The organism is Serratia sp. BW106 (genome assembly GCF_002607755.1).
Lineage (GTDB): Bacteria > Pseudomonadota > Gammaproteobacteria > Enterobacterales > Enterobacteriaceae > Serratia > Serratia proteamaculans.
Genome location: NZ_MCGS01000046.1, coordinates 1 through 15,772, shown reverse-complemented (window position 1 = coordinate 15,772; position 15,772 = coordinate 1). Strand labels below are relative to the sequence as shown.

15 protein-coding genes are annotated in these 15,772 nt (G+C 51.5%); 12 read left to right on the top strand and 3 right to left on the bottom strand.

From position 1 onward, the window contains the following. Positions 1 to 68 precede the first annotated feature (68 nt). The 3 genes from BEI65_RS23970 to BEI65_RS23965 all read left to right on the top strand — a co-directional run bounded on the left by BEI65_RS23970 (position 69) and on the right by BEI65_RS23965 (position 2,567). Positions 69 to 1,130, top strand: a complete 1,062-nt coding sequence (locus tag BEI65_RS23970) for an aldo/keto reductase (RefSeq protein ID WP_099065395.1) — start codon at positions 69 to 71, stop codon at positions 1,128 to 1,130. 315 nt (positions 1,131 to 1,445) lie between these two features. Further along, positions 1,446 to 1,607: a YnfU family zinc-binding protein gene (locus tag BEI65_RS27285; protein ID WP_218165635.1), complete on the top strand. Its 162-nt coding sequence runs from the start codon at positions 1,446 to 1,448 to the stop codon at positions 1,605 to 1,607. Positions 1,608 to 1,877: 270 nt separating this feature from the next. Beyond that, a complete protein-coding gene (locus BEI65_RS23965) occupies positions 1,878 to 2,567 on the top strand; it encodes a VIT family protein (RefSeq protein ID WP_099065426.1) in 690 nt (229 codons plus the stop codon). 82 nt (positions 2,568 to 2,649) lie between these two features. On the opposite strand, the gene BEI65_RS23960 is transcribed toward BEI65_RS23965, so the two are convergent. Both BEI65_RS23960 and BEI65_RS23955 read right to left on the bottom strand, forming a co-directional pair. Further along, positions 2,650 to 3,585 carry a transketolase family protein gene (locus BEI65_RS23960; protein WP_099065394.1) on the bottom strand — a complete coding sequence of 312 codons (936 nt, stop codon included), beginning with the start codon at positions 3,583 to 3,585 and terminating at the stop codon, positions 2,650 to 2,652. Continuing rightward, complete coding sequence (locus BEI65_RS23955; protein WP_099065393.1) at positions 3,578 to 4,408, bottom strand: transketolase; 831 nt, start codon at positions 4,406 to 4,408, stop codon at positions 3,578 to 3,580. The genes BEI65_RS23960 and BEI65_RS23955 overlap by 8 nt, the downstream gene beginning before the upstream one ends. Before the next feature lie 366 nt (positions 4,409 to 4,774). Here BEI65_RS23955 and BEI65_RS23950 point away from each other — a divergent pair, with 366 nt between their 5' ends. The 8 genes from BEI65_RS23950 to BEI65_RS23915 all read left to right on the top strand — a co-directional run bounded on the left by BEI65_RS23950 (position 4,775) and on the right by BEI65_RS23915 (position 13,725). Further along, positions 4,775 to 5,725: a sugar-binding transcriptional regulator gene (locus BEI65_RS23950; protein WP_099065392.1), complete on the top strand. Its 951-nt coding sequence runs from the start codon at positions 4,775 to 4,777 to the stop codon at positions 5,723 to 5,725. A gap of 363 nt (positions 5,726 to 6,088) precedes the next feature. Beyond that, positions 6,089 to 7,609, top strand: coding sequence for an FGGY family carbohydrate kinase (locus BEI65_RS23945; protein WP_099065391.1), 1,521 nt, complete (start codon positions 6,089 to 6,091; stop codon positions 7,607 to 7,609). A gap of 133 nt (positions 7,610 to 7,742) precedes the next feature. Further along, positions 7,743 to 8,678: a D-ribose ABC transporter substrate-binding protein gene (locus BEI65_RS23940; protein WP_099065390.1), complete on the top strand. Its 936-nt coding sequence runs from the start codon at positions 7,743 to 7,745 to the stop codon at positions 8,676 to 8,678. Positions 8,679 to 8,720: 42 nt separating this feature from the next. Next, positions 8,721 to 9,341 carry a DUF2291 family protein gene (locus BEI65_RS23935; RefSeq protein ID WP_099065389.1) on the top strand — a complete coding sequence of 207 codons (621 nt, stop codon included), beginning with the start codon at positions 8,721 to 8,723 and terminating at the stop codon, positions 9,339 to 9,341. 1 nt (position 9,342) lies between these two features. Further along, positions 9,343 to 10,887: a sugar ABC transporter ATP-binding protein gene (locus BEI65_RS23930; RefSeq protein WP_099065388.1), complete on the top strand. Its 1,545-nt coding sequence runs from the start codon at positions 9,343 to 9,345 to the stop codon at positions 10,885 to 10,887. Between the two features lie 17 nt (positions 10,888 to 10,904). Next, positions 10,905 to 11,960 carry an ABC transporter permease gene (locus tag BEI65_RS23925; protein ID WP_099065387.1) on the top strand — a complete coding sequence of 352 codons (1,056 nt, stop codon included), beginning with the start codon at positions 10,905 to 10,907 and terminating at the stop codon, positions 11,958 to 11,960. A 57-nt stretch (positions 11,961 to 12,017) separates the two neighbouring features. After that, positions 12,018 to 12,815, top strand: a complete 798-nt coding sequence (locus tag BEI65_RS23920) for an SDR family oxidoreductase (protein ID WP_099065386.1) — start codon at positions 12,018 to 12,020, stop codon at positions 12,813 to 12,815. A 124-nt stretch (positions 12,816 to 12,939) separates the two neighbouring features. Then, positions 12,940 to 13,725: an SDR family oxidoreductase gene (locus BEI65_RS23915; RefSeq protein WP_099065385.1), complete on the top strand. Its 786-nt coding sequence runs from the start codon at positions 12,940 to 12,942 to the stop codon at positions 13,723 to 13,725. Between the two features lie 528 nt (positions 13,726 to 14,253). Here BEI65_RS23915 and BEI65_RS23910 read toward each other — a convergent pair. After that, positions 14,254 to 14,604 (bottom strand): helix-turn-helix domain-containing protein, encoded by a 351-nt coding sequence (locus tag BEI65_RS23910; protein ID WP_099065384.1) that lies wholly within the window; start codon positions 14,602 to 14,604, stop codon positions 14,254 to 14,256. A 155-nt stretch (positions 14,605 to 14,759) separates the two neighbouring features. Between BEI65_RS23910 and BEI65_RS23905 the strand changes: the two genes are divergently transcribed. Next, positions 14,760 to 15,428: an isochorismatase family protein gene (locus tag BEI65_RS23905; RefSeq protein WP_099065383.1), complete on the top strand. Its 669-nt coding sequence runs from the start codon at positions 14,760 to 14,762 to the stop codon at positions 15,426 to 15,428. Positions 15,429 to 15,772 lie beyond the last annotated feature (344 nt).

The following is a 15,772-nucleotide window of genomic DNA, read 5'->3' as shown; positions in this document are numbered from 1 at the left end:
AGATTATAGCGTATTCAATACACTCCCGGTGGGGCCTATGATTGAACAAAACCACAGAGGAAATACCCATGCTGACATCACTGGCCCTGAACCATTACCGCCTGCTGGGCCGCTCTGGCCTGCGCGTTTCGCCGCTGGCGCTCGGCACTATGACCTTCGGCACCGATTGGGGCTGGGGCGCAGAACAGGCGGAAGCTCGTCGGCTGTTCGACGTTTATGTCGAACGTGGCGGCAATTTTATTGATACCGCTAACCGCTATACCGAAGGCAGTTCTGAACGATTTATTGGAGAATTTGCCACCGGGCGCCGCGACCGTCTGGTGATCGCCACCAAATACACGCTCCCCATGCAGCCCGATAATCCAAATTCTGGCGGCAACCACCGTAAAAGCATGGTGCGCTCAGTGGAGGAAAGCCTGCGACGCCTGAATACCGATTATATCGACCTGCTGTATCTGCACGCCTGGGACGCCACCACCCCGGCGGAGGAGATCATGCGCGCCATGGACGATCTGGTGCGTGCCGGCAAAGTGTTATATCTGGCCGTTTCGGATCTGCCCGCCTGGCAGGCCGCCAGAATGCAGACGCTGGCGGATTTGCGCGGTTGGTCGCCGTTGATTGGCCTGCAGATTGAATACAGCCTGTTGGAACGTACCGTAGAGCGCGAACTGGTCCCGATGGCGCAAGAGCTGGGCCTTGGCGTCATTCCATGGTCACCGCTGTCCGGTGGCATATTGAGCGGAAAATACAGTCGGCAGGATTTGCAAGCGCAGGGGGAAGAGAGCGGCACCCGACGTGCCATGGTTCGCAACAAGGGGATGCTGACCGAGCGCAATATTACCATTGCCGAAACGGTATTGGCGCTGGCCAGGGAGGCGGGTTTTAGCCCTTCTCAAGTGGCCCTGGCCTGGACACTCCGCAATCCGGCAGTGACGGCCCCGATCATCGGTGCACGCACGCTGGCACAGCTGGAAGATAACCTGGGGGCGCTGGAGGTCAGGCTGACAGAAGAGCAGTGGCAACGCCTGGAAACGGCAAGCGCTATTGAACTGGGTTTCCCCCATGATTTTCTGGCGCTACAGGCTACACACGACATTATGTTTGGCGGTTTGACGATTGAGCGCAGATAAAAAAAATCCCGCACCAGGCGGGATAAACTTAACAGGGATGGGGTAATACACTACAGGGAATGGATAACACACAACATCATCGGGTAGGACTACACTACCAATCCCAATGTATAGAACTGTCATCCCTGAGTAAGTTTGCTCTGGCAGATGTAACGCCCGATGGAAATGTGACATTTTTACCCTATGCCCGCTTGCGCAGGCTGCACCACAATCCCCCCGCCGCGCTCACAAAAATGATTAATAAACAATCAATAAAGGGCTATTAAGGGTGCCGAATGCTAGAATGAAGTTCCCTACATCTACCCGGTGAAAGATATGTCTATCTTTGATGCCCTTAAGATGTTCAGCAGCACAACGGTAAAAGTCACTTGTCCAGAATGCGCTCACGCTTTTGAACAAAATAGCCGTAAAGTGCGTAAAAACATCACCCTGATTTGCCCCAAATGCGGCCACTATTTCCTTCCTGACGAAAAGTAGTGCCTCAACGCCTGGCCGCCGTTAATGCGAAAATTGAGTGGTATCGTTGGCGTCATCCACTTATCTGACGGGGTGAACCACAATTAGACGCAACTAAAACCCACCACCATTAAAAGTGCTGGAATTAATGCGACCACTCTCCAGGCATTAATCGTCCGAAAAACCGTGGCAGGCTAAACCAGAGTTTCCGAACTTTGCTTGCTGACCAACCCCCTTAGCCCAGCAAAACAGACCGGTTGAATCAGCAGGATGTAAAATGGGAGCGCCATGATGCACAGAGAACGACACAGTATAGAAAAGATAGGCTGGCTCAGAGCGGCTGTCCTTGGCGCGAACGATGGCATTGTTTCTACTGCAAGCTTGCTGCTGGGAGTGGCATCCGCCAATGTCACCCACCAAAGTATTCTGTTGACCGGCATTGCCGGTTTGGTCGCGGGCGCAATGTCGATGGCAACCGGTGAATATGTCTCGGTGTCTTCTCAGTCAGACACCGAGAAAGCCGCTCTGGCAGAAGAACAGGCCGAGCTGGATGCCGATTTTCAGGGGGAATTCCGCGAGTTAACGTCAATTTATGTTCATCGTGGCCTGGACGTCGCGCTGGCGAAGCAAGTGGCAGAAAAACTGATGAGCCATGACGCTTTGGCCGCACACGCGCGTGAGGAGTTGGGCATATCGGAAATCACTACCGCCCGCCCCTTGCAGGCCGCGTTGGCCTCAGCCATGAGTTTCTCGGTTGGGGCAATACTGCCTCTGTTGGTCGCCGCGATGGTCACGATCCTGTGGGCAATCCCCGCCATTGCCCTTTCCGCATTGGTTTCTCTGGCCATTCTTGGCGGTATTGCCGCTAAAGCCGGCGGGGCGCCGATAGGCCCCGGCATTATTCGCATTACTTTCTGGAGCGCCCTGGCAATGGGGGTTTCATCAGGCGTCGGGGCGCTTTTTGGTTCGATGACCGGCTAAGATCGACGACCTTGTGAGGACACTCTGTACGTCATAAACGCAAAAAACCGCGCGGTTGCCCGCGCTGGTTGTTATTGCAAAATTAGTGCATCTTCTGCGCCAGTACAGCAATAGCGGCTGCATCAAAACCGTGGTGCTGACGCAGCCAGCCGCGATCGGCCGCCGCCGCATATTCTCCATCAGGGATCCCCAAACGCTTGAGCGGAATGCCGACACCCGCTTCGGCCAGCACTTCCGCAACCAGACTCCCCAACCCGCCATTCACGTTATGTTCTTCAACCGTGATCACCGCTTTGCATGGTTTCAGTGCCAGCAGCAACGCTGCCGTATCGCAAGGACGAATTGAAGGGACGCTGACCACTTTGGCCTGAATCCCCGCGTCGGCAAGCCTTTGCGCAGCATCGACAACTTCATGTACCGTCGATCCGGTTGCTACCAGCGCAATATCTTCACCTTCGCGCAGCGTCACCACGGCCCCCGGCACAAACTGATAATTTTCATCATGCAGTTCCGGCAGCGCCTTGCCATCGAGGCGAATATAAACCGGCCCCTGATAGCGAATGGCATAATCGATAATCTGCCGACATTCTCGCGGTGAAGAGGGCGCGAAAATCTGAATATTGCCGAAACCGCGCATCACTGCCAGATCGTCAATCGCGTGGTGGGTACTCGCCAGCGGGCCATAGCTGGCCCCTGCGTTGAGACCGAACAGTTTGACGTTAGTATTGTTGTAGCAAACGTCGACTTTAATTTGCTCATTGGCGCGAGAGATCAGGAAGGGTGCGGCATTACAGGTCACCGCCACTTTCCCGCCCAGCGCCAGCCCGGCCGCCGTTCCGACCATGCTCTGCTCGGCGATCCCTACGTTAACCAGGCGGCCTGGGAATTGTTTAATAAAAGGGGCAATCTTTGCCGTTGACGTTGAGTCAGCCACCACCGGTACCAGATCAATACCGCTTTCAACTGCATCAATAAACGCTTGAACCATTACGCTCGCCAGGTGTTCTGCATTACTCATCTTTCAGTTCCTCCAGTGCCAGTGCAATTTCTTCGCCTTTCGGTACCCGGTGATGCCATTCCGGGCGCCCCTGGATAAAGGAGATACCGGCACCTTTCGTGGTATTGGCGATAATAACGTTGGGTTTACCTTCCTGTTTCAGGCCTTCCAGCGTCGCAACCACCGACGCCATGTCATTTCCCTGGCACTCGGTCACCGTCATGCCGAAGGCTTTCCATTTATCGGCCAGCGGATCGGTGTTCATAATTTCGTGGGTCGGCCCTGCCAACTGGAGGTTGTTCTTGTCATTAATGATAACCAGGTTATCGAGCCCGTAGTGTGCTGCAGCCAAGGCCGCCTCCCAGTTACTGCCTTCAGTCAGTTCGCCATCGCCGGTAATTAAAAAGATGCGGCGGGCGCTATTACTTTTTTTCGCAGCCAGCGCCAGCCCCACGGCAACCGGCAAGCCGTGGCCCAGCGCGCCGGTGTTGAGTTCGATACCTGGGGTTTTCTGCCGAACCGGGTGGCCAGGAAGATGGGAGTTCGGATGCTGATAGGTCTCCAGCCAGTCAACGGGGAAGAAACCCGCTTCGGCCAACACGCAGTAGTAGCATCCCACCGCGTGGCCTTTGGACTGGATGTAAATATCGCGCTGGTCGTCAGCAATACGTTCTGGCGCAACATTCAGAATGCGAAAGTAGAGTGCAGTGATCAGTTCAACCTGAGACAGGTCGGCTCCGGTATGCCCACCGGCAGGGCTGTTGGCATTCAATCTGACGATATGGCGACGTATGGCGCGGGCTTTACGCTCAAGTGCCGGGACATCATAGCTATAGGGATTCATTTAATACCTCTGAATTTATTTTCAACTTGGAATATTTATTCCGTCAGGGACTAAAAAAACCAGATATCCCCAGACAAGGCATCGCAAGGCTTCCGCCGCTGCATCATACTCAGGAACATTCTGCCTCCTTACCACCAGGCTTATCTGCGCCTGGATACTTTTTCAGTTGACCTGGAATCACCAATGAATATATATTCAATAACGATTCTTTATTCAATTATGCAATCGCCGTTCTGTTTTTGTCCATAGCTGATTTTGAGTATTGGTGAAAGTTAGATATTCATCACACTTAAATGTCTTTTCTTTTCGCGTATGATAAAGAGCTCTAACATAATGGCTGCACGTAAATGATTTTCGGGGAAATATATGGCTAAGCAGGATGAACAACGGCTATTAGTTAAGATTGCCACGCTTTACTATCTTGAAGGACAAAAGCAGTCCGATATTGCTCAACTTCTCTCGCTTTCTCAGTCATTTATCTCCCGAGCAATTACGCGTTGCCAAAAGGAAGGCGTGGTCAAAATTAGCGTTGTTCAGCCATCGAATATTTTCCTGAATCTTGAAAAAGGTCTTGAGGATCGCTACGGAATTAAACAAGCCATCGTGGTGGATACCGAAGAGGATGCCAACGATCACACCATTAAGCGCGCCATCGGTTCTGCCGCCGCCCACTATCTGGAAACGCGATTACGGCCGAAAGATCTGATTGGCGTCTCTTCCTGGAGCTCAACAATCCGCGCCATGGTCGATGAGGTTCACGCCCAAAACCTGAAGGCTAACGGTGTTATTCAACTACTGGGCGGCGTGGGGCCTAACGGTAACGTGCAGGCTACCATCCTCACCCAAACCCTGGCGCAACATCTGAACTGTGATGCCTGGCTGCTGCCCTCCCAGAGCATTGAAGGCTCGACGGAGGAAAAAAATCGTCTCGTTGCCAGTAAAGATGTCGCCAATGTGATTGCTCGCTTCGATGAAGTCGATATTGCCATCGTCGGTATTGGCATCCTCGAACCCTCGCAACTGCTCAAAACTTCAGGAAACTACTACCACGAAGATATGCTTCAGGTGTTGGCGGAACGTGGGGCGGTCGGCGACATCTGTTTGCACTACTACGATAAGAACGGCCAGGCTGTGTTACGCGATGATGAAGATCCTGTTATCGGCATGGCGCTGGAGAAAGTGAAAAAGTGCCCTAATGTGGTTGCCCTTGCCGGTGGCTCCGATAAAGTTGCCGCTATCAAAGGCGCGCTCTCGGGTGGTTACATCGATGTTTTAATCACGGACTACCCAACCGCGCGCCTGCTTGTCGCCGGTTAACTTCCCAGCCAAACACTTTCTCAAAACCTTTACGCTTTATCCCGAGCGTAAAGGCATAGAAAATAAACACATATATTTCAATGTTATAATCACCCCCACCCTCACTCTCTTTCACCCACATCCGCAAGCGTCATCGATCGGATAAGTGTGATTGCCAGCACAATTGATAACTTTTCCTGTAGCCCGACGGTAACTTTCTGGCTAAGGTATTAAATAAATAATCACTATCGAATATATATTCAGTGATTAAATAAGTGAAAACGAATTGTCACATCATGGCCTGCCAGGCAGCAATGCGAGAACGAGGAATGCCTTCCCTTCCCCCTCCGCGCCAGGACAAAGTGTGACTCAGGAGACGACCTAATGCAGGCAACACGTAAAGAGTTCATCATTGCACTGGACGAAGGCACCACTAACGCCAAAGCCGTCGTACTCGATAGCCGCGGCCACATTGTGGTGAAATTCTCTCAGCCGCTGGCAATTCAAACGCCGCGCGACGGCTGGGTCGAGCAGTCGGGCGAGCTATTGGTTGAAGCCTCACTCGACGTTATCGCTAAAGCCGTTGAATACGTTGGCGCAGAAAACGTTGCTGCATTAGCTGTCAGCAATCAGCGCGAGACCGCCATTGGCTGGTATCGCCAGAGCGGTAAACCGATTAACGCCGCCATCTCCTGGCAGTGTACCCGCAGCGCCGCTTTTTGCGATGAACTGCGTTGCGAGAACAAAGAACAGCGAATTAAAACCGCCACCGGACTGCCGATCGCCCCCCTGTTCTCTGCCTCAAAAATGCGCTGGTTGCTGGAGTCTCTTCCTGAAGGCCGCCAGCTCGCAGAACGCGGAGAAATCTGCCTTGGCACCATCGATAGCTGGCTGCTGTGGAATTTAACCCAGGGTGAGGCGTTCTATTGCGATCACTCCAATGCCGCACGCACCCAGTTGCTGAACCTGCAAACCGGGCAGTGGGACAACGAGATGCTGGCGCTGTTCCAGATCCCTCTTGCCGCACTGCCGGAGATTAAACCTTCCAGCGGATTATTTGGTTATACCCGCGGGCTAAACGCGATCCCGGATGGTATTCCGGTGATGGCGATGGTGGGAGACTCCCATGCCGCGCTGTTTGGTCACGCCCTCGGCGAACTGGGCTGCGTTAAAGCCACCTATGGGACAGGCTCCTCGGTGATGGCACCGGTGCAATCGGCAAAATGCGACATTGACGCGCTGGCCACCACCATTGCCTGGCACGATGGCGATCGCATCACCTATGGGCTGGAGGGCAATATCCCACATACCGGTGATGCCGTTGCGTGGATGGCTGACAGCACGGGCTTGAGCGAGCTTTCCGATGCCGAACTGGCTCACGAACTCAATACCCTGCCCGCCTCCGTGGAATCTACGTTGGGCGTCTATTTTGTGCCTGCATTAACCGGCCTTGGCGCGCCGTGGTGGGATGACAGCGCTCGCGGCGTGATTTGCGGCCTGAGCCGTGGTGTCAAACGCGCGCATCTGATTCGTGCTGCACTGGAGTCAATTACCTATCAAATCGCCGATGTGGTTGTCGCCATGCGCCAGCAGGAAGACTTTCACTTAACAGCATTAATGGTCGACGGTGGCCCAACGAAAAATGACTGGTTAATGCAGTACCAGGCAGACCTGCTGGGTTGCCCGGTGATGCGCAGCAATGTTGCCGAACTTTCGGCGATTGGTGCCGCCCTACTCGCCCGCAAAGCCCTCACGCCAGGATCGATTACCGACCTGAAGGGCTTTTTAACCGAACACAGTGAATTTATTCCCGACATGGCCCGCCACCAGCGCCTGCAAAAAAGATGGCAGGAGTGGCGCCATGCGGTGAACAGAACATTATGGAAACCGGCATCGTCCACCTGACACCCACCAGGGAATCTTCGTGTGCGACGAACCTTAATCATCAACCAAAGGAGCCCCTCACCCATAAACTTGATATTCAGGCCTTACGTTGTTTCACCGTACCCGACAATAACAACCAAGAGAGAACATTGTCATGAAATTACGTTTAACGCTTTTAACTGTTGCTACCCTGACCGCTTTTTCTTTTACTGCCCAGGCAGTGGAAAAAGGCACCATTATGATCATGGTAAATTCGCTGGATAATCCGTATTACGCTTCTGAAGCCAAAGGTGCCAGCGAGAAAGCAAAAGAACTGGGATACCAAACCACAATTCTGTCGCATGGTGAAGATGTAAAAAAACAGAATGAACTGATTGATACAGCCATCGGTAAAAAAGTTCAGGGGATTATCCTTGATAATGCCGACTCAACCGCCAGCGTCGCGGCAATTGAGAAAGCAAAGAAAGCAGGTATTCCGGTGATCTTAATCAACAGGGAAATTCCTGTTGATGACGTCGCGCTTGAACAAATCACCCATAATAACTTCCAGGCTGGTTCTGAAGTCGCCAACGTATTTGTTGAGAAGATGACGGAAAAAGGAAAATATGCCGAACTGACCTGTAACCTTGCTGACAATAACTGCGTTACCCGTTCTAAATCTTTCCATCAGGTCATCGACCAATACCCGGATATGGTCAACGTCGCGAAACAAGATGCCAAAGGGACGTTAATCGACGGCAAACGCATTATGGACAGCATTCTGCAGGCGCATCCTGACGTGAAAGGCGTAATTTGCGGCAACGGCCCTGTCGCACTGGGCGTTATTGCCGCGCTGAAAGCCGCGAATCGCACCGATGTTGTGGTTGTCGGTATTGATGGCAGCAACGATGAACGCGATGCCGTTAAAGCCGGAACCCTGCAAGCCACGGTGATGCTCCAGGCTCAGGCGATTGCTGCTCAGGGTGTTACCGACCTCGATAACTACCTGCAAAAAGGTGAAAAACCGGCAAAACAACGCGTTATGTTCCGCGGCATTCTGATCACCAAAGACAATGCAGACAAAGTTCAGGACTTCAACATCAAGTCCTGAGTTCGGGTTGTTGCGCCCCTTCGGGGGCGTATAGGAGAGTTTATGTATAAAAAAACCTGGCTGGCACTGGCCGTTCTTGCGCTTGGAGGCTGTCGTATAGTCTCTCAGCAAGAGCTGGCCGATCTTAAATCCCCGCCCAATCCGCATATGGCGAATATCGATCAGACGTGGCAAGACAAAGTGGTTCCACAGATCGTTTCTCAGGCCCGTCCCGTCGCCGAGTTAATGACAGCCTTACGCGCGGCTAAAGATATTGATAGCGCTTGCAAAACATTAGGCTATCGCGCTCAGGATGAGAATCCGTGCATTTTTTACGTCAAGGTTGAAGGCAATATCACCCATATTGACTCGACTTCCCGTAGCGGAAAAATGACGATTCAGGATACCGGCGGCAGCAATGTTGTGGTGCAAATTGGCCCAACGCTGCGCGGCACGCTGTTACGCGACGCCTACCAGGGTACCAGTTATCAGGACTTTAACGACCAGGTTCTGTTTGGCGAATATGGCCAGGCCATTAACGAACATGCGGTAAAAATGATTCAAGCGGCACAAGTTAAAACGGGCGAAGCTACGCAAGTGTATGGCGTATTCTCGGCCTGGGATATTCCGCAAACCATTCCTGATATTACGCCAGCGAAAATTGTTCGTTTGGGAGGGAAATAAAATGCCACAGCAAGAACTCGTCACTCCCCAACCAGTCGAATCTGAAGTTATTATCGAAACCCGTGAGTTATCCCGCGTCTATCCAGGGGTCGTGGCCTTAGATAACGTGAGCTACCGGGTCTATCGAAATAAAGTAAACGTTCTGATCGGAGAGAATGGTGCGGGTAAATCCACCATGATGAAAATGCTTGCTGGCGTTGAAACCCCTTCCTCCGGTCAAATTATTCTTGATGGTACCCCGGTTTCCCTTAGCTCGACTCACCAGGCCGAAAAAAAGGGAATCAGCATCATTTTTCAGGAATTAAATTTATTCCCGAACATGAACATCATGGATAATATCTTCATGGCTAACGAGTTTTTTCAGAAAGGGAAAATCAACGAAAAATATCAATATGAGTTAGCCAAAAAATTACTGGAAAGACTGGAGCTCAATGTCGATCCCTATACGCAACTTGGTGAATTAGGTATCGGCCACCAGCAGTTGGTCGAAATTGCACGTGCACTGTCGAAGGACACTCGCGTACTAATCATGGATGAACCTACTTCTGCACTAAGCCAGTCGGAAGTTAAGATCCTGTTTAACGTTATTGAGCAGCTTAAACGTCGCGGTGTCACCATTATTTATATTTCCCATCGACTGGAAGAACTGATGGAAATTGGCGATCACATTACCATTTTCCGCGATGGACGCTTTATCAGTGAACGTAATGTCAGCGATGCCAGCATTCCCTGGATTATCGAACAGATGGTGGGTGATAAGAAAAAAAATTTCGACTATCAGCCCGCGCAGAAAGGCGAGGCAGTACTTGCCGTTGAAGGTTTGACAGCGCTACACCACAGCGGCGGATATAAACTCAACGATGTGAGCTTCACGCTGAGTAAAGGGGAAGTGATCGGTATTTACGGTCTGCTGGGTGCCGGGCGCACGGAGCTGTTTAAAGGCCTGATAGGACTGATGCCTTGCCAGAATGGCAGCGTCCATCTTAATGGCGAAAATATTGGCAAAGCCCAGTTTCAGGCCCGACTTAAAAAAGGCCTGGCGTTAGTTCCCGAGGACCGACAGGGCGAAGGCGTGGTACAGATTATGTCGATTCAATCGAATATGACCTTATCGGATTTTAGCCTGAAAGGTTTTCGCCAGGCATGGAAATGGCTCAACCCGCAAAAAGAACACGCCAGCGTCAAAGAGATGATCCGCGAGCTCGCTATCAAAGTCAGCGACCCTGAACTGCCGATTACGTCCTTAAGCGGTGGCAATCAACAAAAAGTGGTGTTAGGCAAAGCCCTAATGACACGTCCACAGGTTGTTTTTCTCGATGAACCCACTCGCGGTATCGACGTCGGTGCCAAAACTGACGTTTATCACCTGATAGGCAAAATGGCCCAACAAGGTCTGGCAGTGATGTTCTCTTCATCGGAACTGGATGAAGTCATGGCGCTGGCGGATCGAATTTTGGTGATGGCCGATGGCCGAATTACCGCCGATTTACCGCGTCATGCGGTTACCCGCGAAAAATTAATCGCGGCTTCAACACCTCAAGATTAATCAGGCTGGAATCCATCATGAACCAGAAATATATGATTTATATGTACCTGCTGAAGGCCAGAACCTTTATCGCTCTGCTGCTGGTTATCGCGTTCTTCAGCGTGATGGTACCGAATTTCCTGACCACATCTAACTTGCTGATTATGACTCAGCACGTGGCCATCACCGGCCTGCTGGCCATCGGCATGACGCTGGTAATCCTGACCGGAGGGATCGACCTTTCTGTCGGTGCCGTCGCCGGGATCTGCGGAATGGTCGCCGGGGCATTATTGACCAACGGCCTGCCCTTATGGACCGGCAGCGTCATCTTCTTCAACGTCCCCGAAGTTATTCTTTGCGTGGCCATTTTCGGCATCGTTGTTGGCTTTATTAACGGTGCCGTGATCACCCGTTTCGGCGTGGCACCCTTTATCTGTACGCTGGGCATGATGTATGTCGCCAGGGGCTCTGCCTTGCTGTTCAACGACGGCAGCACCTACCCCAACCTCAACGGTATAGAAGCGCTGGGCAATACCGGTTTCGCTACTCTGGGCTCCGGTACGCTGATGGGTATTTATCTGCCTATCTGGTTGATGATTGGTTTCCTGCTGCTGGGTTACTGGCTGACGACCAAAACGCCACTTGGGCGCTATATCTACGCTATTGGTGGTAACGAATCCGCTGCTCGTCTGGCGGGTGTCCCGATCGTTAAAGCAAAAATATTCGTTTACGCCTTCTCCGGCCTGTGTTCCGCATTTGTTGGCCTGATCGTCGCTTCACAGCTGCAAACGGCCCATCCAATGACCGGCAATATGTTCGAAATGGACGCCATCGGTGCCACCGTGCTGGGCGGAACCGCGCTGGCAGGTGGGCGTGGGCGGGTTACGGGCTCAATTATTGGTGCTTTCGTCATCGTCTTCCTTGCTGACGGCATGGTGATGATGGGTGTCAGCGATTTCTGGCAAATGGTCATTAAGGGCGTGGTTATTGTCACCGCCGTCGTCGTCGACCAATTCCAGCAGAAATTACAGAACAAAGTCATCCTGATGCGTCGCCATGAGGAAAAACTTGCCACGGCCCAGGCCGCCAGTTAATACGCTTTCATTACCCCGCCGCACGCGCTTGCGTCCGGCCTATACAAGGGAAAAAACATGCAAAGAAATTTCCATAACAAAACGGTCGTTATCACCGGCGCATGCCGTGGGATTGGTGCTGGTATTGCTGAGCGCTTTGCTCGCGATGGCGCAAACCTGGTGATGGTCTCCAACGCCGAGCGTGTTCACGAAACGGCAGAAACCTTGCGCAAAAGTTACCAGGCCGAGATCCTGTCATTGCAGGTCGATGTCACTGATGAAGCGCAGGTGCAATCGTTGTACGAGCAAGCCGCAGCCCGTTTCGGCACTATCGATGTTTCTATCCAGAACGCTGGCGTGATCACCATCGATTATTACGATCGCATGCCGAAATCTGATTTTGAGAAAGTGCTGGCGGTTAACACCACCGGCGTCTGGCTCTGCTGCCGCGAGGCCGCCAAATACATGGTGAAACAAAAGCACGGCAGCCTGATTAATACCTCTTCAGGCCAGGGTCGTCAGGGCTTTATCTACACTCCACATTACGCTGCCAGCAAAATGGGCGTTATAGGCATTACGCAAAGCCTGGCCCACGAACTGGCGCCGTGGAATATCACCGTCAACGCCTTCTGCCCAGGCATTATCGAAAGCGAAATGTGGGATTACAACGACCGAGTGTGGGGTGAGGCCCTGAGTACCGAACAAAAACGCTATGGCAAAGGTGAACTGATGGCGGAATGGGTCGAAGGTATTCCGATGAAGCGCGCGGGTAAGCCGGAAGATGTCGCCGGACTGGTGGCCTTCCTCGCATCCGACGATGCACGCTACCTTACCGGGCAAACCATCAACATCGACGGCGGCCTGATTATGTCGTAATGCCCGTCAGGGACGACAAAACCAGAATAGTGGCCCAGAAGGCGTTAGTCGTAACCCGGGATACTCCTACCCGTCGGTTTACGCCGTATTGCGCCACGGGATATTAATTCAGAGAGTGATGGCTATGATCACAAAAAATTTTTCTCAACAGCTGTTTAGTCTGCAGGACCGCGTGGCCTTCGTGACCGGTGCAGGCAGCGGCATCGGTCAGATGATTGCTTACGGACTCGCCAGCGCGGGCGCTCGGGTGGTTTGTTTTGATCTACGCGAAGACGGTGGCCTTGCCGAAACCGTTAAAAATATCGAATCGATTGGCGGGCAGGCCTGCTTTTATACCGGGGACGTGCGTCAACTCAGCGATCTGCGTGCTGGCGTCGCCTTGGCCAAAAGCCGCTTCGGCCGCCTCAATATCGCCGTTAACGCGGCCGGCATCGCCAACGCCAACCCGGCACTTGAGATGGAAACCGAACAATGGCAGCGGGTTATCGATATTAACCTCACCGGCGTGTGGAACTCCTGTAAAGCGGAAGCCGAACTGATGCAGGAATTAGGCGGTGGCTCGATTATTAATATTGCCTCCATGTCCGGCATTATTGTTAATCGCGGTCTTGAGCAGGCACATTACAACAGCTCCAAAGCGGGTGTTATTCACCTATCCAAAAGCCTCGCAATGGAATGGGTCAGCAAAGGGATCCGCGTCAACTCCATCAGCCCGGGATACACCGCTACGCCAATGAACACACGCCCTGAGATGATCCATCAGACCCGCGAATTTGAAAGCCAGACGCCGATTCAGCGAATGGCAAAAGTGGAGGAGATGGCTGGCCCGGCACTCTTCCTCGCCAGTGATGCCGCGTCGTTCTGTACCGGTGTTGATCTGGTCGTCGATGGTGGTTTTGTCTGCTGGTAAAAGCGGCGCTTAACTTTTGAGCTATAGCCGAATGCGGAGGATCCTCTCCGCATTTATCCTCTCTCGTGAGGATCCCCTTTGGGTATTCTACGAGCTGACAATGAAAGTATAGAAAGGGATGCAGAGATCTCTGCACTTGGCACTGAATCATTTAACTGATCGTGTGAGTCAGATTGAGCACATCAATAATCTTTATCTCATAATGCTCAACTAATAAATACAGCCCACATCTTAATTTAAAATGTAGGCATCCCAATATGTTATGCATGCAACAATGATGAGTTCTTCTCTTATTCCATGCATTATCCAGGCTCAGAGGAAATACCTATTCACTGTCCATAACATCATCCCACAGTCGAGAGCAGCGCGCAGGGAAATGTATCATTCAGAGTGGTGAAAGGTGTAAATCAGGCTGTTAATGCCAGGGAGGAATAATTTTTCAATAATTTCATTCTGTAGCTGGAAATGACTTTTCCCTGCTGAAATTTGCGAAAATCATTCCATACCCACAGAACAACCTCTTCTTCATCATATATCCATTTCTGGCTTTTCAGTTTCTTGCCTGGCTTCAAAAAAATCGCCCCAGTCCGCCATTGCATACAAGATAGGTGAGAGGGTGTTACCAAGCGAAGACATCGCGTACTCGACCCTCGGAGGTATTTCCCCAAAATCCTTTCTAATGACAAGACCATCCTCCTCTAATTCGCGCAGTTGCTGAGCGAGAATTTTTGGCGATATGGGCCCAAGGCATCGCGTCAGCTCACCAAATCTTTTGGTACCCTCGAGAAGAAAATGAATGATCAGTACCTTCCACTTCCCCCCAATGACTTTCAACGTGATTTCGACGGGGCAGCTTGCCTTTTTATTAGCTATAGACATTTCAGGTTCTCAGTATCATTTTGGAAACTAGTAACATAAATGTAAGTAGTTGTGGTTTGGATGTGCAAGATATATTTTATCATTGCCCGACTCAAGTACTTTCACCGAACTGGTGATGTACATCGTCGTAAAAATTGGATATTAAGAGGAACAATATGGCTGCTACCAATGGAATGCTAGACCCAGATGATTCGGTTATTTTACTTATCGATCACCAGAGTGGGCTGTTCAATACGGTTCGTGACGTATCCATTCCCGATCTTCGCAATTACGTTACAGCGATCGCGAAGACAGCAACATTGCTGAATATTCCGGTGATCACTACTGCTTCTGTACCAGATGGTCCCAATGGCCCACTGATCCCAGAAATACATCAGTATGCACCCCATGCAGTATATGTGCCGCGCACCGGGCAGATAAACACGTGGGACAATCCTTTATTTGTGGAAGAGATTAAGAAGACGGGTCGGAAGACACTGATCATCGCCGGCACGCTTACAAGCGTTTGTATGGCCTTCCCTGCGGTGAGTGCGAGACAAGAGGGCTACAATGTTTATTGTGTCGTCGATGCTTCAGGAAACTGGAGTAAGTTGGCAACTGACACCACTATCGCTCGAGTCACGCAAGCTGGCGCGATCCCTACTGACACCTTCGCTATCGTTGCTGAGTTAATGCGAACCTGGAACCGTGCTGAAGGTTCACGCTTTGCTGAAATACTTTCTGAGCATGTGTGCCCTGAGTACAAGTGCCTGATGGAAAGCTTTAGTAAAGCCCAGGCTGTCGTCAAGGATGGCCCAGAGACAAATCTCGATAAATATCAGTAAAGTAGAAAGATATGTAAGTAATACTCGCTGCAAATTTCCTCATATCGCATATGAGTGAGACAGAGGAAACAGAGGGCACTACAGTGCCCTCTATCGTGCCAGAATGCAGTGGTTTACTGAATTTGAGCAGCTTAACTGGGGTCATATCTCACCTCAGAACAACGCAAGGTGACCCAGTAAAAAGAAAGAATTTCAGCGCAGAGTCCAAACGTGAATCTGCACAGTTTCTCAAACCTGGACCAAAAATATTAACGAAGGAGATATCATGTCGATTGAACAAGCATTGAAAACGCGACAACCCAAAGATATTGTAAAGGCATTCTGGTAATGACTCCAACTTACTG